The 26,195-nt window shown below is 61.5% G+C and carries 23 protein-coding genes, 2 pseudogenes and 1 riboswitch; of the genes and pseudogenes, 14 read left to right on the forward strand and 11 right to left on the reverse strand.

Annotated elements, in window-relative coordinates; translation table 11 throughout:
- Positions 1-205 precede the first annotated feature (205 nt).
- Together AC3A5O_RS04685 and AC3A5O_RS04690 are read left to right on the forward strand one after the other, a co-directional pair.
- Positions 206-757 carry a cytochrome b gene (locus AC3A5O_RS04685; RefSeq protein WP_060740229.1) on the forward strand — a complete coding sequence of 184 codons (552 nt, stop codon included), beginning with the start codon at positions 206-208 and terminating at the stop codon, positions 755-757.
- A 32-nt stretch (positions 758-789) separates the two neighbouring features.
- Positions 790-1,386, forward strand: a complete 597-nt coding sequence (locus tag AC3A5O_RS04690) for a YceI family protein (protein ID WP_025215936.1) — start codon at positions 790-792, stop codon at positions 1,384-1,386.
- Between the two features lie 246 nt (positions 1,387-1,632).
- Here AC3A5O_RS04690 and rhlE2 read toward each other — a convergent pair whose 3' ends face one another.
- From rhlE2 to ahcY, 4 genes and pseudogenes are all read right to left on the reverse strand, one after another.
- Positions 1,633-3,501: an RNA helicase RhlE2 gene (rhlE2, locus tag AC3A5O_RS04695; RefSeq protein ID WP_092204931.1), complete on the reverse strand. Its 1,869-nt coding sequence runs from the start codon at positions 3,499-3,501 to the stop codon at positions 1,633-1,635.
- A 234-nt stretch (positions 3,502-3,735) separates the two neighbouring features.
- Positions 3,736-4,543 (reverse strand): annotated as a pseudogene (locus AC3A5O_RS04700) (substrate-binding periplasmic protein); the annotation flags it as partial.
- Positions 4,544-4,736: 193 nt separating this feature from the next.
- Positions 4,737-5,582, reverse strand: a complete 846-nt coding sequence (metF, locus tag AC3A5O_RS04705) for a methylenetetrahydrofolate reductase [NAD(P)H] (protein WP_305482024.1) — start codon at positions 5,580-5,582, stop codon at positions 4,737-4,739.
- A gap of 180 nt (positions 5,583-5,762) precedes the next feature.
- On the reverse strand, positions 5,763-7,172 hold the full coding sequence (gene ahcY, locus AC3A5O_RS04710) for an adenosylhomocysteinase (RefSeq protein ID WP_122566560.1): 1,410 nt from the start codon (positions 7,170-7,172) through the stop codon (positions 5,763-5,765).
- A gap of 23 nt (positions 7,173-7,195) precedes the next feature.
- A riboswitch (S-adenosyl-L-homocysteine riboswitch) is annotated at positions 7,196-7,302 on the reverse strand.
- A 191-nt stretch (positions 7,303-7,493) separates the two neighbouring features.
- Between ahcY and AC3A5O_RS04715 the strand changes: the two genes are divergently transcribed.
- Positions 7,494-7,895 (forward strand): acyl-CoA thioesterase, encoded by a 402-nt coding sequence (locus AC3A5O_RS04715; RefSeq protein WP_018605038.1) that lies wholly within the window; start codon positions 7,494-7,496, stop codon positions 7,893-7,895.
- 250 nt (positions 7,896-8,145) lie between these two features.
- Positions 8,146-9,027 (forward strand): formate/nitrite transporter family protein, encoded by an 882-nt coding sequence (locus AC3A5O_RS04720; protein ID WP_122566561.1) that lies wholly within the window; start codon positions 8,146-8,148, stop codon positions 9,025-9,027.
- Positions 9,028-9,082: 55 nt separating this feature from the next.
- Here AC3A5O_RS04720 and AC3A5O_RS04725 read toward each other — a convergent pair whose 3' ends face one another.
- Positions 9,083-10,243: an MFS transporter gene (locus AC3A5O_RS04725; RefSeq protein WP_305468739.1), complete on the reverse strand. Its 1,161-nt coding sequence runs from the start codon at positions 10,241-10,243 to the stop codon at positions 9,083-9,085.
- 209 nt (positions 10,244-10,452) lie between these two features.
- On the opposite strand from AC3A5O_RS04725, the gene AC3A5O_RS04730 reads away from it, so the two are divergent.
- On the forward strand, positions 10,453-11,286 hold the full coding sequence (locus AC3A5O_RS04730) for an EamA family transporter (protein WP_487752893.1): 834 nt from the start codon (positions 10,453-10,455) through the stop codon (positions 11,284-11,286).
- Positions 11,287-11,338: 52 nt separating this feature from the next.
- Positions 11,339-11,722 carry an MAPEG family protein gene (locus AC3A5O_RS04735; protein ID WP_122566564.1) on the forward strand — a complete coding sequence of 128 codons (384 nt, stop codon included), beginning with the start codon at positions 11,339-11,341 and terminating at the stop codon, positions 11,720-11,722.
- Positions 11,723-11,875: 153 nt separating this feature from the next.
- On the opposite strand, the gene mltA is transcribed toward AC3A5O_RS04735, so the two are convergent.
- Positions 11,876-13,063, reverse strand: coding sequence for a murein transglycosylase A (mltA, locus tag AC3A5O_RS04740; protein WP_305468738.1), 1,188 nt, complete (start codon positions 13,061-13,063; stop codon positions 11,876-11,878).
- A gap of 125 nt (positions 13,064-13,188) precedes the next feature.
- On the opposite strand from mltA, the gene AC3A5O_RS04745 reads away from it, so the two are divergent.
- Complete coding sequence (locus AC3A5O_RS04745; RefSeq protein ID WP_122566566.1) at positions 13,189-13,638, forward strand: c-type cytochrome; 450 nt, start codon at positions 13,189-13,191, stop codon at positions 13,636-13,638.
- Between the two features lie 54 nt (positions 13,639-13,692).
- Here AC3A5O_RS04745 and AC3A5O_RS04750 read toward each other — a convergent pair whose 3' ends face one another.
- Together AC3A5O_RS04750 and ligB are read right to left on the reverse strand one after the other, a co-directional pair.
- Positions 13,693-14,088, reverse strand: coding sequence for a DUF1090 domain-containing protein (locus tag AC3A5O_RS04750; protein ID WP_122566567.1), 396 nt, complete (start codon positions 14,086-14,088; stop codon positions 13,693-13,695).
- 92 nt (positions 14,089-14,180) lie between these two features.
- A complete protein-coding gene (ligB, locus tag AC3A5O_RS04755; RefSeq protein WP_487752894.1) occupies positions 14,181-15,854 on the reverse strand; it encodes an NAD-dependent DNA ligase LigB in 1,674 nt (557 codons plus the stop codon).
- 206 nt (positions 15,855-16,060) lie between these two features.
- Between ligB and AC3A5O_RS04760 the strand changes: the two genes are divergently transcribed.
- The gene (locus tag AC3A5O_RS04760; RefSeq protein ID WP_305482018.1) at positions 16,061-16,681 is read left to right on the forward strand and encodes a LysE family translocator; all 621 of its coding nucleotides are present in this window, start codon (positions 16,061-16,063) and stop codon (positions 16,679-16,681) included.
- A gap of 210 nt (positions 16,682-16,891) precedes the next feature.
- Here AC3A5O_RS04760 and metK read toward each other — a convergent pair whose 3' ends face one another.
- Both metK and AC3A5O_RS04770 read right to left on the reverse strand, forming a co-directional pair.
- Complete coding sequence (metK, locus tag AC3A5O_RS04765) at positions 16,892-18,082, reverse strand: methionine adenosyltransferase (RefSeq protein WP_003177547.1); 1,191 nt, start codon at positions 18,080-18,082, stop codon at positions 16,892-16,894.
- Between the two features lie 19 nt (positions 18,083-18,101).
- Positions 18,102-19,097 (reverse strand): ArsR/SmtB family transcription factor, encoded by a 996-nt coding sequence (locus AC3A5O_RS04770; RefSeq protein WP_122566570.1) that lies wholly within the window; start codon positions 19,095-19,097, stop codon positions 18,102-18,104.
- A 309-nt stretch (positions 19,098-19,406) separates the two neighbouring features.
- On the opposite strand from AC3A5O_RS04770, the gene tkt reads away from it, so the two are divergent.
- The 6 genes from tkt (at position 19,407) to fba (ending at position 25,805) form a co-directional block, all read left to right on the forward strand.
- Complete coding sequence (gene tkt / locus AC3A5O_RS04775) at positions 19,407-21,404, forward strand: transketolase (RefSeq protein ID WP_305468736.1); 1,998 nt, start codon at positions 19,407-19,409, stop codon at positions 21,402-21,404.
- Between the two features lie 170 nt (positions 21,405-21,574).
- A complete protein-coding gene (gene epd, locus AC3A5O_RS04780) occupies positions 21,575-22,630 on the forward strand; it encodes an erythrose-4-phosphate dehydrogenase (RefSeq protein WP_122566572.1) in 1,056 nt (351 codons plus the stop codon).
- Positions 22,631-22,654: 24 nt separating this feature from the next.
- On the forward strand, positions 22,655-23,818 hold the full coding sequence (locus tag AC3A5O_RS04785) for a phosphoglycerate kinase (protein ID WP_122566573.1): 1,164 nt from the start codon (positions 22,655-22,657) through the stop codon (positions 23,816-23,818).
- A gap of 31 nt (positions 23,819-23,849) precedes the next feature.
- Positions 23,850-24,074, forward strand: coding sequence for a hypothetical protein (locus AC3A5O_RS04790; protein ID WP_122566574.1), 225 nt, complete (start codon positions 23,850-23,852; stop codon positions 24,072-24,074).
- A gap of 56 nt (positions 24,075-24,130) precedes the next feature.
- Complete coding sequence (locus AC3A5O_RS04795; RefSeq protein ID WP_305491256.1) at positions 24,131-24,466, forward strand: MliC family protein; 336 nt, start codon at positions 24,131-24,133, stop codon at positions 24,464-24,466.
- Between the two features lie 274 nt (positions 24,467-24,740).
- The gene (gene fba, locus AC3A5O_RS04800) at positions 24,741-25,805 is read left to right on the forward strand and encodes a class II fructose-bisphosphate aldolase (RefSeq protein ID WP_003177554.1); all 1,065 of its coding nucleotides are present in this window, start codon (positions 24,741-24,743) and stop codon (positions 25,803-25,805) included.
- A 118-nt stretch (positions 25,806-25,923) separates the two neighbouring features.
- On the opposite strand, the pseudogene AC3A5O_RS04805 reads toward fba, so the two are convergent.
- Positions 25,924-26,195, reverse strand: a pseudogene (locus AC3A5O_RS04805) (IS4 family transposase); the annotation flags it as partial.

Genomic DNA, 26,195 nt, shown 5'->3' on the forward strand with positions numbered 1-26,195 from the left:
GGGATTGCGCTCGGCCAGTGTGGGAGCGAGCTTGCTCGCGATGAGGCCCGTCCTGATATCACGCATTGTATTGGCTTTAATCTTTCCTTAACCCACCCCCTCCAGACTCAAGATCGTATTTCTCGATATTTCAAAGCGAAATTTTCCGCTTTAAATCGATAGATAACTCGCTAGTCTTGATCGCAGTTTTTACAGGATATGAGCAATGCAGCTTCGCAACTCTTCTTCTCGCTATGGCTGGGTCAGTATCGCTGTGCACTGGGGCGTTGCGCTGGTGGTGTACGGGCTGTTCGCCCTGGGCCTGTGGATGGTCGGCCTGGATTACTACAGCACCTGGCGCAAAGATGCGCCGGACCTGCACAAGAGCATTGGCCTGGTGCTGCTGGCGGTCATGTTGCTGCGGGTGATCTGGCGGTTTGTCAGCCCGCCACCACCGACCCTGCCAACCTATGGCCGCCTGACCCGCGTCGGCGCCAAGCTTGGCCATAGCGCACTGTATCTCGGGTTGTTCGCCGTGATGATTGCCGGTTACCTGATTTCCACCGCAGACGGTGTCGGGATTCCGGTGTTTGGCCTGTTTGAAGTACCCGCGCTGGTGTCCGGACTGCCCGATCAGGCAGACGTCGCCGGTGAGATTCACTTCTACCTGGCATGGGCGCTGGTGATTTTTTCCGGCCTTCATGCGTTGGCAGCATTGAAACACCACTTTATCGACCGTGACGCGACCCTCAAGCGAATGCTGGGGCGCCAAGCCTGATGTTCAACCTCGACTCCAAAGGAATAGAAAGCATGTTGAAAAAGACGCTCGCCGCCCTGGCAATTGGTTCTGCCCTGCTGTCGGCCGGTCAGGCCATGGCTGCCGACTACGTCGTCGACAAGGAAGGCCAGCACGCCTTCGTCGACTTCAAGATCAGCCACCTGGGCTATAGCTACATCACCGGTACCTTCAAGGACATCGACGGCAAGTTCAGCTTCGACGCCGCCAAGCCTGAAGCCAGCAAGATCGAGTTCAACGTGAATACCGCCAGTGTGTTCACCAATCACGCCGAGCGCGACAAGCACATCGCCAGCGCTGATTTCCTGAACGCCAGCAAATTCGGCAAGGCCACCTTCGTTTCCACCAGCGTCAAATCCACCGGCAAAAACGCCGATGGCAAGGAAACCGCCGATGTGACCGGTGACCTGACCCTGCTGGGCGTGACCAAGCCGGTTGTGGTCAAGGCCACTTTCCTGGGTGAAGGCAAGGATCCATGGGGCGGCTACCGTGCGGGCTTCGAAGGCACCACCAGCATCAAGCGTTCGGACTTCGGCAAGCAGAAAGACCTGGGTCCAACCTCCGATGCGGTTGAACTGTACGTCTCGTTTGAAGGTGTCAAAGCGAAGTAACCTTCGCGCCTGACAAAAAACGCCCCTGGTCTTGCGATCAGGGGCGTTTTTTATTGCGCAGATTATGGCAACACAGAGCTCCTCTGTGGGAGCGAGCTTGCTCGCGATGGCGTCTTACCAGCCGACTTCGATGTTGATTGGTATACCGCTATCGCGAGCAAGCTCGCTCCCACATTTGGATTTTTGTTGGGCCAAAAAAAGCCCCAGGTCGCGAGACCTGGGGCTTTTTTTACGGCTTGGAAAAACTCAGCGATTGCGCGTCAGCAATGCCGGTTTTTCGCCCCGTGGGCGGCTTGGCAGTTGATCCAGCTGCTCAGGCGTCGGGAAGCGATCGGCTTTCGATTCCTTGTGCATGATCTTCGGCTGGTTGCTGCGCGGGTTCTGCACGGCGGGTTCCTGGCGAGGCTGGTCGTCACGGGCCGGGCGGCGCGGGCGGGTGTCGTCGCGACGGGCCTGGCCGTCACGCGGGGCGCCGTTGCGTGGGCCGCTGCGCTTGGCCGGCGGGGTGCCGGTGGACGAGCCGTTGCTGTTGCGCGGACCGTTCTGGCGGCCTTGTGGCTGGCCACTGCGCGGAGCGCCTGCACCGGCGCCCTGTGCCGGGGCACCTGGGCGACGACCGCGGCCCTGGGCCGGTTTCTGCTGCGGCACGTAGTCGACGCGGTTACCGAAGTTGTCTACGTCGTCGTCCAGGAACTCGTCTGGAGCACGATCGGCTGCGGCGCGCGGGGCCGGGCGCTGCTGCTCACGGGCCGGGGTGCCTTCGCGGGGCTTCTGCTCGCGGGCAGGGCGTTCGCCGCGGCCATTGCTGTTGCTGGCCGATTTTTCCTTGCCCTTGTCCTTGCCTTTGTCTTTGCGACCGCCGCCACCACCACCGCCGTTCGGGCCGTCACCGCGTGGGCCACGGGCATTGCGCGGATTGCGCACATCCGGACGTTCGCGTACTTCAGGCTTCTCGGCCTCGATGGTGCTGGCATCGAAGCCCATCAGGTCGCCGTCGGCAATTTTCTGCTTGGTCATGCGCTCGATGCTTTTGAGCAGCTTTTCTTCGTCCGGCGCGACCAGCGAGATCGCTTCGCCCGAACGACCGGCCCGGCCGGTACGGCCGATACGGTGAACGTAATCTTCATCAACGTTCGGCAACTCGAAGTTGACCACGTGGGGCAACTGGTCGATGTCCAGGCCACGGGCGGCGATGTCGGTGGCCACGAGGATGCGCACTTCGCCGGCCTTGAAATCGGCCAGGGCCTTGGTACGGGCGTTCTGGCTCTTGTTGCCGTGGATCGCCACGGCTGGCAGGCCATGCTTGTCCAAGTACTCGGCCAGGCGATTGGCGCCGTGCTTGGTACGGGTGAACACCAGGACCTGTTCCCAGGCGCCAGCGGTGATCAGGTGCGCCAGCAAGGCACGCTTGTGGCTGGCCGCCAGGCGGAACACACGCTGTTCGATACGCTCGACCGTGGTGTTCGGCGGCGTGACTTCGATGCGCTCCGGGTTGTGCAGCAGCTTGCCGGCCAGGTCGGTGATGTCCTTGGAGAACGTCGCCGAAAACAGCAGGTTCTGGCGCTTGGCGGGCAGGCGGGCGAGAACTTTCTTCACGTCATGGACGAAGCCCATGTCGAGCATGCGGTCGGCTTCGTCCAGCACGAGGATTTCAACGTGGGACAAGTCGACGCTGCCCTGGCCGGCCAGGTCAAGCAAGCGACCGGGGCAGGCCACCAGTACATCGACGCCACGGGACATGGCCTGGACCTGGGGGTTCATGCCGACGCCGCCAAAAATGCAGGCGCTGACGAACTTCAGGTCGCGAGCGTAGACCTTGAAGCTCTCGTGTACCTGGGCCGCCAGTTCGCGGGTAGGGGTCAGGACCAGTACGCGCGGTTGGCGCGGGCCATGACGCTGGGATTTGTCTGGGTGACCGTTGGGAAACAACCGCTCCAGAATCGGAAGGGCGAAACCGCCGGTTTTACCAGTACCTGTCTGCGCCGCGACCATCAGGTCGCGACCTTGCAACACGGCGGGAATGGCCCGCTGTTGCACCGGGGTAGGCTGGGTATAGCCGGCGGCTTCGATGGCGCCGACTAAAGCCTCGGAGAGACCGAGGGAAGCAAAGGACATGAGTAATCCTGTTTTAGTGAGGGCCTGGCCCAATGGGATAGTCTTGCCGGGCGCGAATGACGCTCAACCAAAAGACGTCATCCCGTCCGGTCCTGCCGGGCCTCGAGGGCGGGTCCGGACAAGGCTCGCGCGGGCTGTAGGCTGCGCTGTAGCGGTGTCGGGATGCCTTTTGCAAGACCGGGCGTCCGGGCGTGAGCCTGGCGGGAAGGCCGGAGTATAACAGAGCAAACGCCCCGCGCCGCTTTCCTGCTGCTCAACGGTTTATTTCAGCGCTGGCCCGGCTGGGCGAGGAGGCCTTGGTCATCGGACCTGCGCCGTAGCGGGCGCTCAGTTCTGCATAGGCCGGTTCGCGCTTGAAACGCTTGAGTTCGGCACTGAAGCGTTGCACCAGCAAATCCATCCCGGCATTGCGCCGCACCGCCAGGTATTGGCTTTGACGGCTTATCACCGTCGGGTTTTCGGTAATCTGGTCGCCCAACTGCATATGTTCGAGCACATGCCGGCCGACCCTGCGGTCGGTGATGAGCAGGTCGATCCGACCCAGTTGCAACTTACCGAAATTGGCTTCGTGGGTGGGCGCCGTTTCCCGTTTGAACAGGGTCGATTCACTGAAGGCCTGGCTGTACAGGTAACCGGGCGAGGTGCCGACGGTCAGGCCGCCCAGGTCGTCGAGCGTGCGAAAAGGATGGGGGCGGGCGTTGGCGTAGAACATCACGAATTCCACGTCCGACAGCGGTTCGCTGGGGTAAAGCAACAGGGCATCGCGCTCATCGCTGTGGAAAATGTCCAGCGCACCGTCCGCCAAGCCCTGTTCCAGCATCGCCAGGCAACGCTTCCAGGGCAGGAACTGCCATTCCACGTCGATGCCCAGGCGCTTGAACACAATGGCCGTGGTTTCGTAGTCCAGGCCGAGCATTTTGCCGTTCTCTTCGTAGACATAAGGTGCCCAGGGTTCGGTGACAATGCGCAACTTCTCGGCCTGGGCGGTCACGCTCAGGCACAAGAGAAGAAGGGCGGTTAGCAACTGGACAATGGCGGGCATGGGCCTGAGGTTACGACGAGAGCTCATCAAATAGCTAGAGCGCTCTGGCCTGCGCCTTGATTGCCTTTTGTGCTCATGGATGGCCTCGCGGTGTTCACCCGATGCAAACGCATTTGCTTAAGGCAGGCGCCCACCGAATGAAAAAAGGCCTTGGTTTTCGCCAAGGCCTCTTTTTACCACTGCGTTAAGTCAATCAACGCGGCAGCTTGAGGTTTTTCCATACCGCGAGGCTGGGCTCGGCCTGGTTAAGGGTATAGAAATGCAGCCCCGGTGCACCGCCTTGCAGCAACCGCTCACACATTTGTGTGATGACTTCCTCGCCGAAGCTTTGGATGCTCGCGGAGTCATCGCCATAGGCTTCCAGTTGCTTGCGGATCCAGCGTGGGATTTCTGCACCGCATGCGTCGGAGAAGCGCGCCAGCTTGCTGTAGTTGGTGATCGGCATGATGCCCGGCACGACAGGAATGTCGACGCCCAGCTTGCGGATACGTTCGACGAAGTAGAAATAACTGTCGGCGTTGAAGAAGTACTGGGTAATCGCGCTGCTGGCGCCAGCGTTGGCCTTGCGCACGAAATTGCGCAGATCGTCTTCGAAGTTGCGTGCTTGCGGGTGCATTTCCGGATACGCCGCCACTTCGATGTGGAAGTGTTCGCCGGTTTCTTCACGAATGAAGCTCACCAGTTCGTTGGCGTGGCGCAGCTCACCGCTGGCCATGCCCATGCCCGAGGGCAGGTCGCCACGCAGGGCAACGATGCGCTTGATGCCAGCGGCCTTGTATTGGGACAGCAGGCTGCGCAGGTCGTCCTTGCTGTCGCCGACGCAGGACAGGTGCGGCGCGGCCGGGATTTTGACTTCGCTTTCGAGCTGCAACACGGTGTTCAGGGTGCGGTCACGGGTCGAACCGCCGGCGCCATAGGTGCAGGAGAAGAAGTCGGGGTTGTAGCTGGCCAACTGGCGGGCAGTGGCGATCAGTTTTTCATGCCCAGCATCGGTCTTCGTCGGGAAGAACTCGAAGCTGTAGCGACGGTCTTGGGACATGGTCGTATCCTTGGAAACTCGTAAGCCGGAGAGGCCTGCATATCCCTTGTGGGAGCGGGTTTATGTGGGAGCGAGCTTGCTCGCGATTGGCATCGCCTCGGTCCGATAGCTGGACCGAGGTGTCTGCATCGCGAGCAAGCTTTGCTCCCACAGGCCCGCTTCCAAAGGGAAGGGCGCCGATCAGTAGCGGTAAGCGTGCGGCTTGAACGGGCCTTCGACGGTGACGCCGATGTAGTCAGCCTGTTGCTTGGTCAGTTGGGTGACCACGCCGCCGAAACCGCGAACCATTTCCAGGGCCACTTCTTCGTCGAGTTTCTTGGGCAGTACTTCCACGGTCAGGCGCTCGGCTTTCTGGGCCGGCGACAGGTCGGCGTACTTCTGGCCGAACAGGAAGATCTGGGCCAGGACCTGGTTGGCGAACGAACCGTCCATGATGCGGCTTGGGTGACCGGTGGCGTTGCCCAGGTTGACCAGGCGACCTTCGGCCAGCAGGATCAGGTAGTCGTCGTTCTGTGGGTCGAAGCTGCCAGTGCCGGTGCGGTGAACCTTGTGCACCTGTGGCTTCACTTCTTCCCATGCCCAGTTCTTGCGCATGAAAGCGGTGTCGATTTCATTGTCGAAGTGACCGATGTTGCAGACAACGGCGCGCTTCTTCAGGGCCTTGAGCATGTTGGCATCGCAGACGTTGACGTTGCCGGTGGTGGTCACGATCAGGTCGATCTTGCCCAGCAGGGCCTTGTCGATGCTGGCTTCGGTGCCGTCGTTGATCCCGTCGATGAACGGCGAAACCAGCTCGAAACCGTCCATGCAAGCCTGCATGGCACAAATCGGATCGACTTCGGAAACCTTGACGATCATGCCTTCCTGACGCAGGGACTGGGACGAACCCTTGCCCACGTCACCGTAGCCGATCACCAGCGCTTGCTTGCCCGACAACAGGTGGTCGGTGCCGCGCTTGATGGCGTCGTTGAGGCTGTGACGGCAGCCGTACTTGTTGTCGTTCTTGCTCTTGGTCACCGAGTCGTTGACGTTGATGGCCGGGATTTTCAGCTCGCCCTTGGCCAGCATGTCCAGCAGGCGGTGTACGCCGGTGGTGGTTTCTTCGGTCACGCCGTGGACCTTGTCCAGCACGGCCGGGTATTTCTTGTGCAGCAGCTCGGTCAGGTCACCGCCGTCGTCGAGGATCATGTTGGTGTCCCATGGCTGGCCATCCTTGAGGATGGTCTGCTCCAGGCACCACTCGTACTCTTGTTCGGTCTCGCCTTTCCAGGCGAAAACCGGGATGCCGGCAGCGGCGATGGCGGCAGCGGCCTGGTCCTGGGTCGAGAAGATGTTGCAGGACGACCAGCGGACTTCGGCGCCCAGGGCAACCAGGGTTTCGATCAGCACGGCGGTCTGGATGGTCATGTGGATGCAGCCGAGGATTTTTGCGCCCTTCAATGGCTGTTCGCCAGAGTACTTGCGACGCAGGCCCATCAAGGCTGGCATTTCGGATTCGGCGATGATGATTTCGCGACGGCCCCAGGCAGCCAGGGACATGTCGGCGACTTTGTAGTCGGTAAAAGCGGCAGGCGTGATAACAGCGCTCATGAAGAGCCTCCATTCGTAATGTATGCGAATGGGCGCCGTTGTGCGTTTAGTGTCCGTGCGGGCAGGCCCGTACAAACAACGCCCCATCCGAGCCTGACAGGTCGAGCCTGCTGCAGCGCCCCTCGGACAGGTGGCGGGAACGGTCCAAAGGGTGGACCGGTAAAGCGGTGGCGATTATAACGGGCTAATCGGATCTTCCAAAAGGGTTTCTGTCGGGCAAATCGAAATTGCCGATGACAGTTATAGGGGCAGCGACATAGAGCCTGTCCGCCCGGTCTGCCATGATGCTGCAATCCATTGGCCAGACGCTCAGGAGTGATCATGAATTTCCACACCCGCAAATGGGTCAAGCCCGAAGACCTCAACCCCAACGGCACGCTGTTCGGCGGCAGCCTGTTGCGCTGGATCGACGAAGAAGCGGCGATCTACGCCATCGTCCAGCTTGGCAACCAGCGCGTGGTCACCAAGTACATCTCGGAAATCAATTTCGTCAGCGCTTCGCGCCAGGGCGACATCATCGAGCTGGGCATTACCGCCACCGAGTTTGGCCGCACCTCCATCACCCTGACCTGCGAGGTGCGCAACAAAATCACCCGCAAAAGCATCTTGACCGTGGAGAAGATGGTCTTCGTCAACCTTGGCGAAGACGGCCTGCCCGCGCCTCATGGGCGGACCGAGATCACCTACGTCAAGGATCAGTTCAAGGACGATGTCGTCGAGTGAGATCGGCGGCGCGCTCATCGCGAGCAAGCTCGCTCCCACAGGGGTTCTGGGCCGGTCACAGGATAAGCGTCCACCACCAATCCCCTGTGGGAGCGAGCTTGCTCGCGATGACGATTGCGCATCCAGCATCGATGCAAACTGACCCACCGCTATCGCGAGCAAGCTCGCGCCCACATTTGAGTGGGGTCCCACTGAACAGCTCCGAACGCCGCGTGTCGTAGGTACATCACGCCACCGGTTCAGGAGCTGTATGGACACCCACGAAGAAGGCAAGACCCCTGATCTTTCGGCGCAGGAACAGCACGAAGTCGACCGTAACCAGCCACCGCGGGCCGCAGTGCTGCATGAAATCATCCGCACCCAGGGCAACCAGGAACTGGAGCGCAGTATCGCCGCGCTCTGGTGGTCGGCCCTGGCGGCGGGGTTGACCATGGGCCTGTCGCTGATGGCGATGGGCTTGCTCAGCTCCCGGCTGCCGGATCACGAGGGCTTCAAGGTGATCGCCAGTTTCGGTTACTGCGCCGGCTTTCTCGCGGTGATCCTGGCCCGCCAGCAACTGTTCACCGAAAACACCCTGACCGCCGTGCTGCCGATCATGAGCAAACCCACGCTGGGCAACTTCGGTCGGTTGCTACGGCTTTGGGGGGTGGTGTTGGTGGGCAACCTGTGTGGCACCTTGCTGGTGGCCTACGTGATGTTGCACCTGCCGATTTTCGACCCGCGCACCGACCAGGCTTTCCTGGAGATCGGCCGCAAGGTCATGGAGAACGACACCGGCCAGATGTTCGCCAAAGGCATCATTTCCGGCTGGATGATCGCCACCATGGTCTGGATGATCCCCTCCATGGAAAGCGCCAAGATGTGGATCATCATTCTGATCACCTACCTCATGGCGCTTGGGGATTTCACCCACATCGTAGTCGGCTCGGCCGAAGTGTCCTACCTGGTGTTTGCCGGCCAGTTGTCCTGGGAGGATTTCTGGATGGTCTTCGCCGGGCCGACATTGGCAGGCAACATCGTCGGCGGGAGTTTTATCTTCGCTTTGATCAGCCATGCGCAGATCCGCAGTGAAGTTGGCCTGCCCAAAGACAAACCCTCAGCTACGACAGCGCGGCGCAACGACTCGGAGTAGGCACAAACCTGATGTCAGGCGCCCCGTTCACGGGCAGGGCCGACGTCCCAGGCCCTCAAACAACGACTGCTGCCAAGCGTCGTTGGCGATGAATAAAGAACAAGGCGGTCAATACCGTGAGGCCGCCGACCGCTGCTCCGGTCCACGGTAGATCTGCCAGGTCGGCACCACTGGCCACCACCAATCCACCCATCCAGGCCCCGGCCGCGTTGCCCAGATTGAATGCGCTCTGGTTGAGGGTTGAGCCGAGGTTCGGTGCTTCATGGGCCTGGTCGATGATCAGCAGTTGCAGGATTGGGCACAGGGCGAAGGCGAAGATGCCCCACAGCACCAGGGTGATCGCCGCCGGGATCACCGACCGGCTGGTCTGGCTGAACGCGGCCAGCACCAGCACCACGGCCAAGGCCATGCCCACCAGCGCAGGCAGCAGGCGCCGGTCCGCCAGGCGCCCGCCGAGGAAACTGCCCGCCGTCAGACCGACGCCGAACAGCAGCAACATGACGGTGATGCCGTGGGGGCTGACACCGGTGATGTCCTGCAGGATCGGCGCGATGTAGGTGAACACGCTGAACAAACTGGTGGAGGCCAGCACGCTCATGCCCAGGGCGAGCAATACGTTGACCTTGCCCAGGACCTTGAACTCGCTGGCCAGGTTGGCTTTGTCCATGGGGATTTCCTTGGGCAGCCAGACCCATTGGGCAACGGCCGCGATCACGCCGATGATCGAGACCGCCCAGAAGGTCGAGCGCCAGCCGGCGTATTGACCCAGGGCCGTGCCCAACGGGACGCCCAGCACGTTCGCCAGGGTCAGGCCGGTGAACATCATGGCAATCGCCTGGGCTCGTTTGTTTGGCGCCACCAACCCGGCTGCCACCACCGAACCAATGCCAAAGAACGCTCCGTGGCACAGTGCGGTGATGACCCGGGCGGCCATCAGCGTGGTGTAGTTCGGCGCCAGGGCGCAGAGCACATTGCCAAGAATGAACATCAAGGTCATGCCCAATAACGTGGCCTTGCGCGGCATGTTGGCGGTGCCGATCGCCAGGATCGGCGCGCCGAACACCACGCCCAGGGCGTAGCCGGTGATCAGCAGCCCGGCCTGGGGAATGCTCACGGCCAGGTCCCGGGCGACATCGGGCAACAGGCCCATGATGACGAATTCAGTCGTGCCGATGCCAAAAGCGGCAACGGCCAAAGCAAGCAAGGCGAGTGGCATGCGCAAGGTCTCTGTCTGTAGTCTTGACGCCCGGATCAGGCATACGCATGCCGGCGCCCCGGTTCGAATGAGCGGGACAACAGCGAAATTATTGGAATTGATGTATGCGCAACTGAGTGCGGCGTGATCGGCCTGCAGTATAAACGATAGCGAATCAATTCATGAGTCCCGCTGATCCTACAGGGCGGGAGCCAGACAAGGAGCGTGCCGTGCTTGCAACGGCCTTGGTATTGGTAGCGGCACTGTTGCATGCGGCGTGGAATACGCTGATCAAGTTCAGTGGCGAGCGTTTGCTGGTGGTGGCGTGCATGGACAGTGTCGCCTTGCTGGTCGTCGCATTGGCCCTGGGGTTCGTGGCCCTGCCGCCGCTGGAGATCTGGCCGTGGATTCTGGCGTCGGCGGCGTTCGAGCTGTTGTACCGCTATTTGCTGATCCAGGCTTATCGGGTCGGCGACCTGGGGTTGGTCTATCCACTGATGCGTGGCTTGTCGCCGCTGGTGGTGCTGGCCCTGACATTCATTTTCGCCGGTGAAGCACTGACGACCCAGCAGGTCATCGGTATCTTGCTGATCCCGTTCGGCATGCTTTGCCTGTTGTGGCAGGGCGGTGGCGGCGACCGGCTGCCCTGGTCGATGTTGCCGGTGGTGGCGTTGATCGGCCTGTGCATCGGTTGCTACACCTTTATCGACGGCCACGCCCTGCGGCATTGGTCCCGGCCGCTGGACTACCTGGTCTGGGTCACGCTGCTCAGTGCCTGGCCGTTCCCATTGCTGGCGCTGGTGAGCAAACGGCCGGCGTTCATGCGATTCTGGCGCGAACAATGGCGGCTGGGGTTGGCGGTCGGATTCTGCGTATTGTTCAGCTACGCTCTGGTGCTGTGGGCCATGCAACTGGGCTCGATTGCCGAAGCGGCGGCGCTGCGGGAGATCAGCGTGATCCTGGTGGTGCTGTTCGGCATGCGTTACTTGAAAGAACCTTTCGGTTTGCCGCGGCTCTTAGCCTGCGGGCTGGTGTTGGTTGGCATGCTGGTGATGAAGTTCTGACCGATATGGCTGACGTTCGATTTTCTATAAAACTCAAAAAAGGAAGTGCGGTATGACGGTTGCCCTGTGGTGTGTATTGATTGCTTTTCTCCTGCCTTACTTGTGTATCGGGATCGCCAAGGCCGGTGGGAAATACCGGTTGCAGGATAACCACGACCCCCGGGATTTTCTCGACTCGCTCGAAGGCGCTCCCCGACGTGCCTTCGCCGCGCAACTGAACAGTTTTGAAATCAGCCCGTTCTTTGCCGCCGCCGTGATCGTCGCGCACCTGGCCGGCAATGCCGAGCTGGTGACTATCAACGTGTTGGCGGTGCTGTTCATCACCAGCCGTCTGCTCTACATCATTTGTTATCTGGCGGACTGGGCGATTCTGCGTTCGCTGGTGTGGTTCGTGGGGGTGGGGTTGGTCTTGAGTTTCTTTTTCGTTTCGGTCTGAGCCTGGTTCCTGAGTCCCGGTGTCTGTGCTGGCCCCATCGTGAGCAAGCTCGCTCCCACAGTTGATCTCAGTGAATACATATTTCGTGTACACACCCGATCCAATGTGGGGGCGAGCTTGCTCGCGATGAGGCCGGGACAATCACCCCATCCCTCAAGGATTGGCGGTCACCGCGTTCGCCACCTGCGGCACCGACGGCAGCGCCATGCCCTTGGGCCAGAGCATCCAGATTTGTCCCTGTTGCTTCATGTCCCCGGCCAACTGTCCGGCGGCTTCGCCGGTGCCCCAGAACAGGTCCGCCCGCACTTCGCCGGTAATTGCACCGCCAGTGTCCTGGGCGGCGACGGGCCGGTTCAAGGTGCTGCCATCGGGGCGAGTGGTGGATAGCCACAACAGGCTGCCCAGCGGAATCACCTTGCGGTCCACCGCCACGCTGTAGCCGGCGGTCAGCGGTACATTCAACGAGCCTCGCGGGCCTTCGTTGCTGTCGGGGTTGCGGTTGAAGAAGACGTAGCTGGGGTTGCTGCCGAGCAATTCGGGAATGCGGTTCGGGTTGGCCTTGGCCCAGGCACTGATGGTGCCCATGGTCACGTCTTCTTTTTTCAGTTCGCCTTGTTCGACCAGCCAGCGTCCGATGGGGCGGTAAGGATGGCCGTTCTGGTCGGCATAGCCGATGCGCAGTTGGCGGCCATCAGCCAGTTGAATGCGTCCCGAACCCTGGATTTGCAGGAATTGCAGGTTCATGGGGTCGGTCAGCCAGGCAATGACCGGTGCCTTTATGCCATTGGTTTCGATGGTGGCCGCATCGTCGTACGGCTTGAGCACGCGACCTTCGAGGCGGCCGCGCAGGCGTTTGCCCTTGAGCTCAGGGTAGAGGCTGTCCAGCGACACGATGATCATGTCCTCCGGTACGCCGTACACCGGGATATTCGCTGTGGCGGTCTGGGTGAGGCTGCCGGGGTAGACCGGCTCGTAATAGCCGGTAATCAGGCCGTTGGGGCTGTTGTCCCCCGAGCGCAGGCCATACACGTCCAGGTTCTGTTTCAGGAAGTTGCGTACAGCCACGGCGGTTTGCGGCACTTTGGCCGCTGTTGCACAGGTCGGGCCCCAGGTCGCATCGGCCTTGAGCCGGGTGCATGCGCTGCGCCAGGAACCGAAACCGGCCAGCAGGTCTGCATCGGACACCGCAGGCAGCGCCTCCCAGGGTGCGCTGACATAGGTGGCGAGGGCGTGGGTCTGCGGTTCCTCGACCTTTTCGCCGCGATTACAACCGGCCAACAGGGCGATCAGCGTTAGGGTCAATGCCAGGCCTTTGTGCCAGGGCTTGATGCGGCTGTTCATGAAGATTTCCTTTGCAGCCATTCGAGCGCTGTCAGGCGCTCGAACAACCCGTATTGTTGATAGGGGCATTGGTCTTTACCGATGACCCGAGGATACTAACCGCCGTTCCCTGCCCCGAGGCCAAGATGTTTGTAAAACGATTTTCCATGGCCGTGCTGGCCTGCCTGATGTTGTCCGCCTGTGGCGGCGTCGATCCCAATTCTCCCCTGGGCCAGCGCAAGGCGATCTTCAAGCAGATGCTCAAGACCAACGAAGAACTGGGTGGCATGTTGCGCGGCCGCGTGCCGTTTGACGGCGCACGTTTCGCCGAGGGCGCGGCGCAACTGGACCAATTGTCCCATGAACCGTGGAAGCACTTTCCACAAGTACGCGAGCAAGACCACACCAGCGCCCGGGATGAGGTCTGGCAAAAACAGGCGCGCTTCCAGGAGCTGGCCCGCAGCCTTGAAGCCGCCACCGGTGAATTGCTGATCGTCAGCAAGATCCAGCCCTACAGGGCCAGCAACCTGGGGCCGGCGGTGCAGAAGGTCGAAGATGCGTGCAGTGCCTGTCATAAAGAATTTCGGGATTATTGATTTTGAAGCAGCTGCAAGCTGCAAGTGTGGAGCTTTGAACTTGCAGCTAGAAACCTATTTATCCAACTCATCCACCGCTTCCTGCAGCTCCTTGCGAGAGGCCGCCAGCTTGTCCTTGCGTTTGTTGATCCGCTCGGCGTCGCCTTTCTTCATGGCCTTTTCCAGGTCGGCCTGACGCCGGCTGACCTCGTGCTTGGCATCGAGCACCTTGTTTTCACGCTCCTTGCGCAAGGACGCATCGGTGCAATGGGTGGTGACTTCACTCAATGCGGTTTCCAGGCCTGCCTGCTGGTCCTGGTTGCCACGGGACTTGGCCAGTTCGATCTGGTTGATGATGCCCTGGCGCTTGGCCGCGCAGCCGGTGAGCTCCGGGGTCTGCTCGTCCGCCATCAAAGGGGCGGCCATGGCGCTGCACAAGAGCATCAGGGCAGCGGGGGACAGGAAATTCATAGCAACTCCGTAAAAAAATCGCGAGCGGTCGGTAACAGATGCGCTGTTGGAACGCATCTTCGCCCCTTGGGTTCAACCACACGGGCCCCGGATTAAAAACCGTCGATCCCGGCGGTGCGTAATTCGTCACTCAAGGCCAGTACCTGCGGGTCGCGAAAAAAGGCGCTCAATTGCGCCGCGCGTCCCGGTCCGATGCCGGCTTCGGCTTGCCATTGTTCGGTACTGCGTTCAGCCAGCCCTTGCCACGGCCCTTCCAGCCGGACCTCACCGATGGGCGGCAGGCCCAAGGCCTTGAGCCATTGCCCGAAAGGGCGTTGCCGGGCGCTGTCGAGGCTGGCGAGCAGGCGCGCGCTACTGCGTTCGCCGAAGCCGTCAATGTTAGCAAGCTCGGCGGCATCGAGGGTCAACCAATCCAACAATCCGTGGAGCCGACCGGCAGCCAGGAGTTTTTCCCAGGTGCCGGGGCCGACATGGGGCAGGGCGAGCCCGTGCTTGCCGCTGAGCCAGTTCAGGCGTGCGAGGAATTGGCTTTCACAGCCGGGCGTCGCTTGCCAGCAACTCAAGAAGTGATGATCGCTCGCCGCGGGGGCATTGACCTCCTGGCGCTCAAGGCTGCGCAGCACCACCTCGTCGAGTCGCGGAATGGTCAGCCCGGCCAGGCTGATGGCGACCCGATCGCCGGGACGGATGTCCATCGCCTCCCAGCGCTTGAGTGAACTGACGCTCACCCGGCGAATCCACCGGTCGTCGAGCAGGGTTGGTTCAAGTTCCAACACCGGGGTGATGCGCCCGGTACGCCCGACCTTGAAGCGCACCTTGCGTACTTCGGCCAGGGCCTTGGCATATGGGTATTTCCAGGCCACGCTCCAGAACGGCGCCTTGGCTTGCCAACGGTCGGCGGATGGACGGCGGCTCTGGCGCAGGACGATCCCGTCACTGGCGAAGGGCAGCGGCGTGCGATACCAGTGGTCGCGCCACCGCTCGGCATCGCTCAGCGCCCGGACAGGCTGGTTGTAGTCGCGGGTGTCGGCGAAACCCAGCGCGCTCAGCGCGACCATCCGCTCGGGCAGGGTGCTGGGCCCTTCAGGCCAGTCCCAGACAAACAGGCCGATGGATGACGCCTCCTGCGCCGTCAAATTGCTACGCGCCATCAAGCCCGCCACGGTTGCGCGGGCGTTCAGACTGCCGCGGCTGGCTTGGACATGGCCGTCCAGGCGCCAGTACAACTCGCCCTGAACGACCAGGTCCACGGGCTGGCGCAGTCGCTGTGCGATGGCGTCGATCTTGTGCGCATTGGCGGTCCAGTCATGCCCCAGGACGCCATCGCCGCGGCTGATTGCTTGATGCAAGCGGCCCTTGCGGTAAACCAGGGAGACCGCCACGCCATCGACTTTCGGCTGCGCCCAGACGTCCTCTCGACCGAGCAGCCAGGCCCCCGCGGCGTCGACGTCCTTGAGTTTTTCCAGGCCGGTATGGACGACGGGGTGCGTCACCTTTCCGCCCGCCGAGCGCAGGGGATCGTCGGGCGCCGCAAGATTGAAGCAACTGCGCCATAGGTTCAGCTGTATGCGGGATTGATCATAAAGCTCATCGGCCACCGGCGACTGGCCGAGGCGGTGGTAGCTGTCGTCCCAGGTGTCGATTTGCTGTTGCAGCGCGGCGATCTCGGCCCGGGCCCGTTCGGCGGGCCAGTCGGGGCAGGGCGCGGCGACCGTGGGGAGGGCAACGAATACGAGGCAGGCGAGGGCGTATAGGAACGGTGACATCGAAGCATCCTTGCTCGGTTGAGTCCCTGAAGGCTAGTCAGCGTCCCAGCTGTTGCGAGGGCCGGAGCGTTACCGGATTTTGCGGCGCCTGATGGCAAACTCGCGGCGGTACAGTCCCGCGCGATTTAGCCGCGCAACTGTCCCTTGAACCGATCAATGACCGGTGCAGAATGAGCCTTCGATCCACCTCTGCCTGGAGCGCCCGAATGGACCTGCCGACACTCGCTGTTTTCATTCCGGCCTGCTTTGCGCTGAACATGGCGCCGGGGCCGAACAACCTGCTCTCCATCAGTAACGCCTCGCGTTATGGCTTCGTCCGGGCCTGCAGCGGCGGCATCGGTCGGTTGCTGGCGTTTGCGATCATGATCGCCCTGGCCGCGGTGGGACTCACCGCCGTGCTGCACACCTCGGAGCTGCTGTTCCTGGGGATCAAGCTCGTCGGTGCCGGGTACCTGTTCTATTTGGCCGTGCAGTTGTGGCGGGCCCAGCCCGAGGCCGACAGCGAGGCCGGACGCGTATCGATGAGCCGGGCCGGCCTGGCGCGCCAGGAGTTCCTGGTGGCGATTGGTAATCCGAAGGCGATTTTGTTGTTCACTGCGTTCCTGCCGCAATTCGTCGACCGTACAGGCACCGTCACCCAACAGTTCGCCGTGCTGGGCGGCTTGTTCCTGGCGCTGGAATGCATCGCCATCGGCTTGTATTGCTACATGGGGATTTATGCGCGGCGGCTGTTCGCGCGGCCCAGTGGTAAGCGTTTGTTCAACCGGATGTGTGCGGGGTTGCTGGCCAGTGCGGCTTCGTTTTTGCTGGTGGCACGGCGATCTTGAGCTTCGGCGAGGGAATTTTGTGGGAGCAAGGCTTGCCCGCGATGCAGGCGCCTCGTCACCACAGGGACCGAGTTGTCCTCATCGCGGGCAAGCCTTGCTCCCATAGATAAATGCCATCGTCACAAGGCCCCGGTATGAGAGTAGTCAAGCACCAGGCATGAAAAAGCCCCTGGCGACCAAGTCGCCAGGGGCTTTTTTTACACGCAGGTCTTACAGGCCGGCAGCAGCACGCAGGGCGTCGGCGCGGTCGGTTTTTTCCCAGGTGAAGGTGGTGAAGGTATCGTCACCCACGGTCTTGGTCTGCGGCGTGCGACCGAAGTGACCATAGGCGGCGGTGTCCTGGTACATCGGGTGCAGCAGGTCGAGCATGGTGGTGATGGCGTACGGACGCAGGTCGAACACTTCGCGGACCAGGTTGATGATCTTGTCATCGCCGATCTTGCCGGTGCCGAAGGTGTTCAGCGAGATCGATGTAGGCTGGGCCACGCCAATAGCGTAGGACACCTGGATCTCGCAACGCTCGGCCAGGCCGGCGGCCACGATGTTCTTGGCGACATAACGACCGGCGTAGGCGGCCGAACGGTCCACCTTGGAAGGGTCCTTGCCGGAGAACGCGCCACCGCCGTGACGGGCCATGCCGCCGTAGCTGTCGACGATGATCTTGCGACCGGTCAGGCCGCAATCGCCCACCGGGCCGCCGATGATGAACTGGCCGGTCGGGTTGATGTGGAACTGGGTGTCCTTGGACAGCAACTCGGCAGGCAGCACGTGCTTGACGATCAGTTCCATCACGCCTTCGCGCAGGTCTTTGTAGGACACATCAGGATTGTGCTGGGTCGACAGGACGACGGCGTCGATGCCGACCACCTTGCCGCCTTCGTAACGGCAGGTCACCTGGGACTTGGCGTCCGGGCGCAGCCAAGGCAACAGGCCGGATTTACGGGCCTCGGCCTGGCGTTGAACCAACTGGTGCGAGAAGGTGATCGGGGCCGGCATCAGCACGTCGGTCTCGTTGCTGGCGTAGCCGAACATCAGGCCCTGGTCGCCGGCGCCCTGGTCTTCAGGCTTGGCCCGGTCAACGCCCTGGTTGATGTCGGGGGACTGCTTGCCGATGATGTTCATCACGCCGCAGGTCGCGCCGTCAAAGCCGACGTCGGAGCTGTTGTAGCCAATGCCCAGGATGACATCGCGAACGATCTGTTCCAGGTCGACCCAGGCCGACGTGGTGACTTCGCCGGCGATGATTGCCACGCCCGTTTTCACCAGAGTCTCGCACGCCACGCGGGCGAACTTGTCTTCAGCAATGATGGCGTCCAGCACCGCATCAGAAATCTGGTCGGCGATTTTGTCCGGATGCCCTTCAGACACGGACTCGGAGGTGAAAAGGGAGTATTCGCTCATCTCGATGTTTTCCTACAAGTTACCGTTGGTGAGTGTCGCCAGTGGGTCGCTGAAAGTGGCGAACCTGGATCTGGAAACCATTACGTAAGCCTACATAGAGGCTTTCCCCGGGCACGAGGCCCGCTGCGGTGGCCCAGCGGGCCAGGTCGTCTTGTTCAAAGCCTAGCCAGAGATCGCCGCAGGCTTCCCTGGCCCAGCTCTGGTTGTGGCTGCATAACTCGGTCACCAGCAGGCTGCCGCCCGGTTGCAGCAGGCCGGCCATGTGCTTGAGCGCCTCGGCCGGCGCGGCGAAATGATGCAGCACCATGTTCAATACCACGCAGTCGGCCTGCAGGCTCATGCCATCCAGCGCATCGGCCAGTTGCAGGTGCACGTTAGTCAGGGCCTCGCGTTCACAGACCTGGCGCGCCAGTTCGAGCATGGCCGGGCTGTTGTCCAGCGCCGTCACCTGGCTGAAGCGTCGCGCCAGCTCCGGCAGAAAAGCACCGTCGCCGGGGCCGACTTCGATTGCCGTGGCCGTGGTTTCGAAGCCCAATTTGTCGAGTAGCGCCACGACGCTCTCACGGTATTGCGGCAAGCCGGCGATCAAGTCTTGCTGGGCACGAAACTTCTCGGCGACCCGTGCGAAGAAGTCCTGGCTGGCGGCGGCCCGTTGCCCGTGGACCTGGGCGATGCGCGCCTGCACATCCGTCGGCAGGTTCAACGCGTCCACTTCGTCCAGCAGTGCCGCGTGCAGCTTGCCGCCCAGCAGCTCGGTGTGGGGCAGGGCGCGGCGATAGAAAATGGCGTTGCCTTCCCGGCGGGTCGCCACCAGGTCGGCCTGGGCAAGGACCTTGAGGTGGTGGCTCATGCCGGACTGACCGATGCCGAAGATCTGCGCCAGCTCCAGCACACCGAACGAATCGTTAGCCAGGGCGCGCAATACATTGAGCCGCAACGGGTCGCCGCCGGCCTTGCAAAGGGCCGCCAGCTCATCGCAGTCGTCATGGCGAATGGAGGGCGCGGGTAGGTTCATCGTGGGGCAGTCTGTTTCACTAGTGGGTAGTCCGTTTCAGTGAGGCAGTCTAGTGAGGGGTTTGGATCATCGCAAGTTCAATATCAAAAAGTTTTGATATTGGTTGATAAATGGCACTTCCCAGACCGTGCTTGACTCTACAAGCCATCAGCGGAAAGGTTTCACCTGGCGAATGCGACTTTATCCACCGGAAAAACGCTCCAGGATGACTATCTGTCATTGCCCCGGGGCGGGTGGGTGAGGGAAAATGCTCGCCTTTTTCAGTTCCGTTTTATTCATTCTCGATTCAATACCCGCAGGAGATCAGCGATGCCCAGCCGTCGTGAGCGTGCCAATGCCATTCGTGCCCTCAGCATGGATGCCGTGCAGAAAGCCAACAGCGGCCATCCCGGTGCCCCCATGGGTATGGCGGATATCGCCGAGGTGCTTTGGCGCGACTACCTCAAGCACAGCCCGAGCAACCCATCGTTCGCCGACCGTGACCGCTTCGTGCTGTCCAACGGCCACGGTTCGATGTTGATCTACTCGCTGCTGCACCTGACCGGCTATGACCTGTCGATCGATGACCTGAAGAACTTCCGCCAACTGCACAGCCGCACCCCGGGCCACCCGGAATACGGCTACACCCCAGGCGTGGAAACCACCACCGGCCCGTTGGGCCAAGGCCTGGCCAACGCCGTGGGCTTCGCCCTGGCGGAAAAAGTCCTGGCGGCGCAATTCAACCGCCCAGGCCATAATGTCGTCGACCACCACACCTACGTGTTCCTGGGTGATGGCTGCATGATGGAAGGCATTTCCCATGAAGTCGCCTCCCTGGCCGGCACCTTGGGCCTGGACAAACTGATCGCTTTCTACGACGACAATGGCATCTCCATCGACGGCGAAGTCGAAGGCTGGTTCACCGACGACACCCCCAAGCGTTTCGAGGCCTACAACTGGCTGGTGATCCGCAACGTCGACGGTCACGACCCGGAAGAGATCAAGACCGCCATCGAGACCGCGCGCAAAAGCGCCCAGCCGACCCTGATCTGCTGCAAGACCACCATCGGCTTCGGCTCGCCGAACAAGCAAGGCAAGGAAGACTGCCACGGCGCACCGCTGGGGGCTGAGGAAATCGCCCTGACCCGTGCCGCGCTGAAGTGGAACCATGGCCCGTTTGAAATCCCGGCCGACATCTATGCCGAATGGGATGCCAAGGAAAAGGGCCGTGCGCTCGAAGCCGAGTGGGACCAGCGTTTCGCCGCCTATTCCGCCGAATTCCCTGAGCTGGCAAACGAACTGGTGCGTCGCCTCAGCGGCGAGCTGCCGGCCGACTTCGCCGAAAAAGCCTCGGCGTACATCGCTGAAGTCGCCGCCAAGGGTGAAACCATCGCCAGCCGCAAGGCCAGCCAGAACACCCTGAACGCCTTCGGCCCATTGCTGCCGGAGTTGCTGGGCGGTTCGGCCGACCTGGCCGGTTCCAACCTGACCCTGTGGAAAGGCTGCAAAGGCGTCAGCGCCGAAGACGCCAGCGGCAACTACATGTACTACGGCGTTCGCGAGTTCGGCATGAGCGCGATCATGAACGGCGTCGCGCTGCACGGCGGCCTGGTGCCTTACGGCGCTACTTTCCTGATGTTCATGGAATACGCCCGCAACGCCGTGCGCATGTCGGCGCTGATGAAAAAACGCATCCTGTATGTGTTCACCCACGACTCCATCGGCCTGGGCGAAGACGGCCCGACGCACCAGCCGATCGAGCAACTGGCGAGCCTGCGTTGCACACCGAACCTGGACACCTGGCGCCCCTGCGATGCCGTGGAGTCGGCCGTGGCTTGGAAATACGCGATCGAGCGTAACGACGGCCCATCGGCGCTGATCTTCTCCCGCCAGAACCTGCAGCACCAGAACCGCGATGCCGACCAGATCGGCGACATCGCCCGCGGCGGCTACGTGCTCAAGGATTGCATCGGCGAGCCAGAGCTGATCCTGATCGCCACCGGTTCCGAAGTCGGCCTGGCCGTCCAGGCCTACGACAAGCTGACCGAGCAAGGCCGCAACGTACGCGTAGTGTCCATGCCGTGCACCAGCGTGTTCGATGCCCAGGACGCTGGCTACAAGCAGGCGGTACTGCCGCTGCAAGTCAGCGCACGGATCGCCATCGAGGCTGCTCACGCCGATTACTGGTACAAGTACGTGGGCCTGGAAGGCCGCGTGATCGGCATGACCACCTACGGCGAATCGGCGCCTGCGCCGGCGTTGTTCGAGGAGTTCGGCTTTACCCTGGACAACATCCTGGGTCAGGCTGAAGAGCTGCTGGAAGACTAAGTCCAGGAATGCATCGCCTGTTCTGACGCCATCGCGGGCAAGCCTTGCTCCCACAGGATGTGCACGCTCCCACTGGGAAAATGCCATCCTGTGGGAGCAAGGCTTGCCCGCGATGACTGCGGAACATTCAGCGCTGTACTCCATGGATTCACCCTGGTCAGAGAACCCCCATGCCCCAACCGCGTCCCTACAAAGTTGCACTCAACGGCTACGGCCGGATAGGTCGTTGCGTCTTGCGTGCGTTGTTCGAGCGAGGGGCCAAGGCCGGTTTCGAAATCGTGGCCATCAACGATCTGGCCGACATGGCCAGCATCGAATACCTGACACGCTTTGACTCCACCCACGGCCGGTTCCCCGGCGAAGTGCGGGTCGAGGGCGATTGTCTGCATATCAATGGCGACTGCGTGAAGGTCCTGCGTAGTGCCACCCCCGAAGGCATCGATTGGGCGTCCCTGGATGTCGATCTGGTACTCGAGTGTTCCGGTGCTTACCACACCCGCGAAGACGGTCAGCGTTTCCTCGATGCTGGCGCACCACGGGTGCTGTTCTCCCAACCGATGGCCAGCGAAGCGGATGTCGACGCCACCATCGTCTATGGCGTGAACCAGGATTGCCTGACCGGCGACGAATTGCTGGTGTCCAACGCGTCCTGCACCACCAACTGCGGCGTGCCGCTGTTGCGCCTGCTGGATCAGGCCATTGGCCTGGAATACGTGTCGATCACCACCATCCACTCAGCGATGAACGACCAGCCGGTGATCGACGCCTACCACCATGAGGACCTGCGCCGCACCCGTTCGGCGTTCCAATCGGTGATTCCGGTGTCCACTGGTCTGGCGCGTGGCATTGAACGGCTGCTGCCGGAACTTGCCGGGCGAATTCAGGCCAAAGCCGTGCGGGTGCCGACGGTCAACGTGTCCTGCCTCGACATCACGATGCAGACCGTGAGCGATACCGACGCCACCGAAGTCAACCGGATCCTGCGCGAAGCCGCCACCAGCGGCCCGCTCAAAGGCCTCCTGGCCTACACCGAGTTGCCTCACGCCAGTTGTGATTTTAATCATGACCCCCATTCGGCCATTGTCGATGCCAGCCAGACCCGGGTTTCCGGGCCGCGGCTCGTGAACATCCTGGCCTGGTTCGACAACGAATGGGGGTTTGCCAACCGAATGCTGGACGTTGCCGAGCATTACCTGCAAACCGCTTCGAAAAAACCTGCTCTCTAAACAGTTACCCAGGAATTGCGACCCATGACCGTGTTGAAGATGTCCGACCTCGATCTGCAAGGTAAGCGCGTACTGATCCGCGAAGACCTCAACGTCCCCGTCAAGGACGGTGTTGTCACCAGCGACGCGCGTATCCTGGCTTCGCTGCCGACCATCAAGCTGGCCTTGGAAAAAGGCGCGGCCGTGATGGTCTGTTCCCACCTGGGCCGTCCGACCGAAGGCGAGTTCTCGGCGGAAAACAGCCTCAAGCCTGTGGCCGATTACCTGAGCAAGGCCTTGGGCCGTGACGTGCCATTGGTGGCTGACTACCTGGGCGGCGTCGATGTAAAGGCCGGCGACGTCGTGCTGTTCGAAAACGTACGCTTCAACAAGGGCGAGAAAAAGAACGCCGACGAATTGGCCCAGCAATACGCCGCCCTGTGCGACGTGTTCGTGATGGACGCCTTCGGCACCGCTCACCGCGCCGAGGGTTCGACCCATGGCGTGGCGAAGTTCGCCAAAGTCGCCGCTGCCGGCCCGCTGCTGGCAGCTGAACTGGATGCACTGGGCAAGGCCCTGGGCTCGCCGGCCCAGCCGATGGCCGCCATTGTCGCCGGCTCCAAGGTTTCCACCAAGCTGGACGTGCTCAACAGCCTGAGCCAGGTCTGCAACCAACTGATTGTCGGTGGCGGCATCGCCAACACCTTCCTCGCCGCCGCCGGTCACCCGGTTGGTAAATCCCTGTATGAGCCGGATCTGCTGGATACCGCCCGGGAAATCGCCGCCAAGGTCAGCGTACCGTTGCCGGTGGACGTGGTCGTGGCCAAGGAATTCGCCGAAAGCGCGACGGCCACCGTCAAGCTGGTGGCCGACGTGGCCGAGGATGACATGATCCTCGACATCGGCCCGCAAACCGCAGCCAACTTCGCCGAACTGCTGAAATCCTCCCAGACGATCCTGTGGAACGGCCCGGTCGGCGTGTTCGAGTTCGACCAGTTCGGCAACGGCACCAAGGTGCTGGCCCAGGCCATCGCCGAAAGCAACGCGTTCTCTATTGCTGGCGGTGGCGACACCCTGGCGGCCATCGACAAATATGGCGTGGCCGAACAGATCTCCTACATTTCCACCGGTGGCGGCGCGTTCCTCGAATTCGTCGAAGGCAAAGTGCTGCCCGCCGTGGAAGTCCTGGAAAGCCGGGCCAAGGCCTGAGGTTGCGTTGACCAGGCAAAGGAGTGTTCTGATGGTCAAGACGTTCACGTTGCTGCTGGCGGCGACGATGCTGGTGGCTTGCTCGAGCAGCCCGGAGGCCCCGGCCCCGCAAACCGGCACGCCGACGCCCGAAGAAGGCTGTTACCAGGCTGACTGGCAGGCCGAGACCAACCCGGTGCTGAACAAGCGTTCCGGACCGGACGGCCTGGACAAATACGAGACGCAAACCCCGGCCAAGGAACATGGTTGTCCTTGACGGGTCTGACTCTTAACTCATGGCGGACGGCGTGTGCCGGCCGTCGAGGAACACGGATGAAAGGCTTGATCGCCGTTGTGGCGTTGGCATTGCTGGCCGGTTGCTCGCAACTGGGTTTTTTGCAGTCGTCCGAGCCCGTTGCAGAGGGCTGGACGAGCTGGACCTGTGATAGCGAGGCCAAAGTGCTCTGGCGTTACGCCGATGCTGCCCGAAAGGAAGTCGATGTGCGCCTGGGCGGCGCCGATAAGGTTTATCGCCTCACGCTTGAACCGGGTGTCGAAGGTTCGCTGTACAGCGATGACATGCTGGCGTTCCACGTCAAAGGTCAGGAAGGCCTGGTGTACTGGGTCGCCACCAATGACTTGATTGGGCGGGGTTGCAAGGCGCAGTAATACGATTGAACTGATCCACAGTGATCCAAATGTGAAAGCAGATCCAATGTGGGAGCGAGCTTGCTCGCGATAGCGGTGTATCAGGCGACAGTGATGTTGAATGTGCTGGCCTCATCGCGAGCAAGCTCGCTCCCACAGGGATCGCATCAGTATTTGGTTTAGCGACACCGAACACGCAGGCCGGGGTCACCCCCCGATCCGCAATGACTTGAATAGCCGCCGCCGCTCCGGCAGGCTGGCACGATTAACGACCCTCGACCGGGAGAGAGACACAATGGCACTTATCAGCATGCGTCAGATGCTGGACCACGCAGCCGAGTTCGGCTACGGCGTTCCAGCCTTTAACGTCAACAACCTTGAGCAGATGCGCGCCATCATGGAAGCCGCTGACAAGACTGACTCTCCGGTGATCGTCCAGGCTTCGGCCGGTGCCCGTAAATACGCCGGCGCGCCATTCCTGCGTCACCTGATCCTGGCGGCGATCGAAGAATTCCCGCACATCCCGGTGTGCATGCACCAGGACCACGGCACCAGCCCTGACGTCTGCCAGCGCTCCATCCAACTGGGCTTCAGCTCGGTGATGATGGACGGTTCCCTCGGCGAAGACGGCAAGACCCCGACCGACTACGAGTACAACGTACGCGTCACCCAACAGACCGTCGCCATGGCCCACGCCTGCGGCGTGTCGGTGGAAGGTGAGTTGGGTTGCCTGGGTTCGCTGGAAACCGGCATGGCCGGTGAAGAAGATGGCATCGGCGCCGAAGGCGTGCTGGACCACAGCCAGATGCTGACCGACCCGGAAGAAGCCGCGGATTTCGTCAAGAAGACCCAGGTCGACGCCCTGGCCATCGCCATCGGCACCAGCCACGGCGCCTACAAGTTCACCAAGCCGCCTACCGGTGACGTGCTGGCCATCGACCGTATCAAGGAAATCCACAAGCGCATTCCCAACACTCACTTGGTGATGCACGGTTCTTCTTCGGTGCCGCAGGAATGGCTGGCGATCATCAACCAGTACGGTGGCGACATCAAGGAAACCTACGGCGTGCCGGTTGAGGAGATCGTCGAAGGTATCAAGTACGGTGTGCGCAAGGTCAACATCGATACCGATTTGCGTCTCGCTTCTACCGGTGCCATGCGTCGGTTGATGGCGACCAATCCTAGCGAGTTTGATCCGCGTAAGTTCTTTGGCGCGACCGTGACGGCGATGCGTGATGTGTGTATTGCGCGTTATGAGGCCTTTGGTACGGCGGGGAATGCTTCGAAGATCAAGCCGATTTCTTTGGAAGCGATGTATCAGCGTTATCTGAAAGGTGAGTTGAACGCTAAGGTTAACTAAGGCTTCAACGTTGTAAGAAAACCCGCAGTGATGCGGGTTTTTTTATGTGTGGGATTTGTGTGTATATCCGTTTTTTGGGTAACGGCTACTTATGGTTCCACCCTTACGGCCATCCCTTTCAAGGTCTTTTCGTTTTGGCGGCCTTGATTACCCGGTCCGTTGAAACATGTGCATGCACCGCAGTGCCTTGCACCCATGTTTTGGGTTTAGGCACCTTGGGGCCCCGGGGATTTTTCGCAACTTGTTTTGGTTGGATGTTTCTGGCCAGTTCCAACAAGCGCTGGGCCAGTTTTTCCAGAGGTATGACGGGAAGACATTCCGAGGGCAGCGCAATTTGCAGGCCTTCATAACCACTCCGGACCTGAACCGCCAAGTGATAGGTTGAGGCTT

This window comes from Pseudomonas sp. Soil_N_39, from assembly GCF_057655955.1.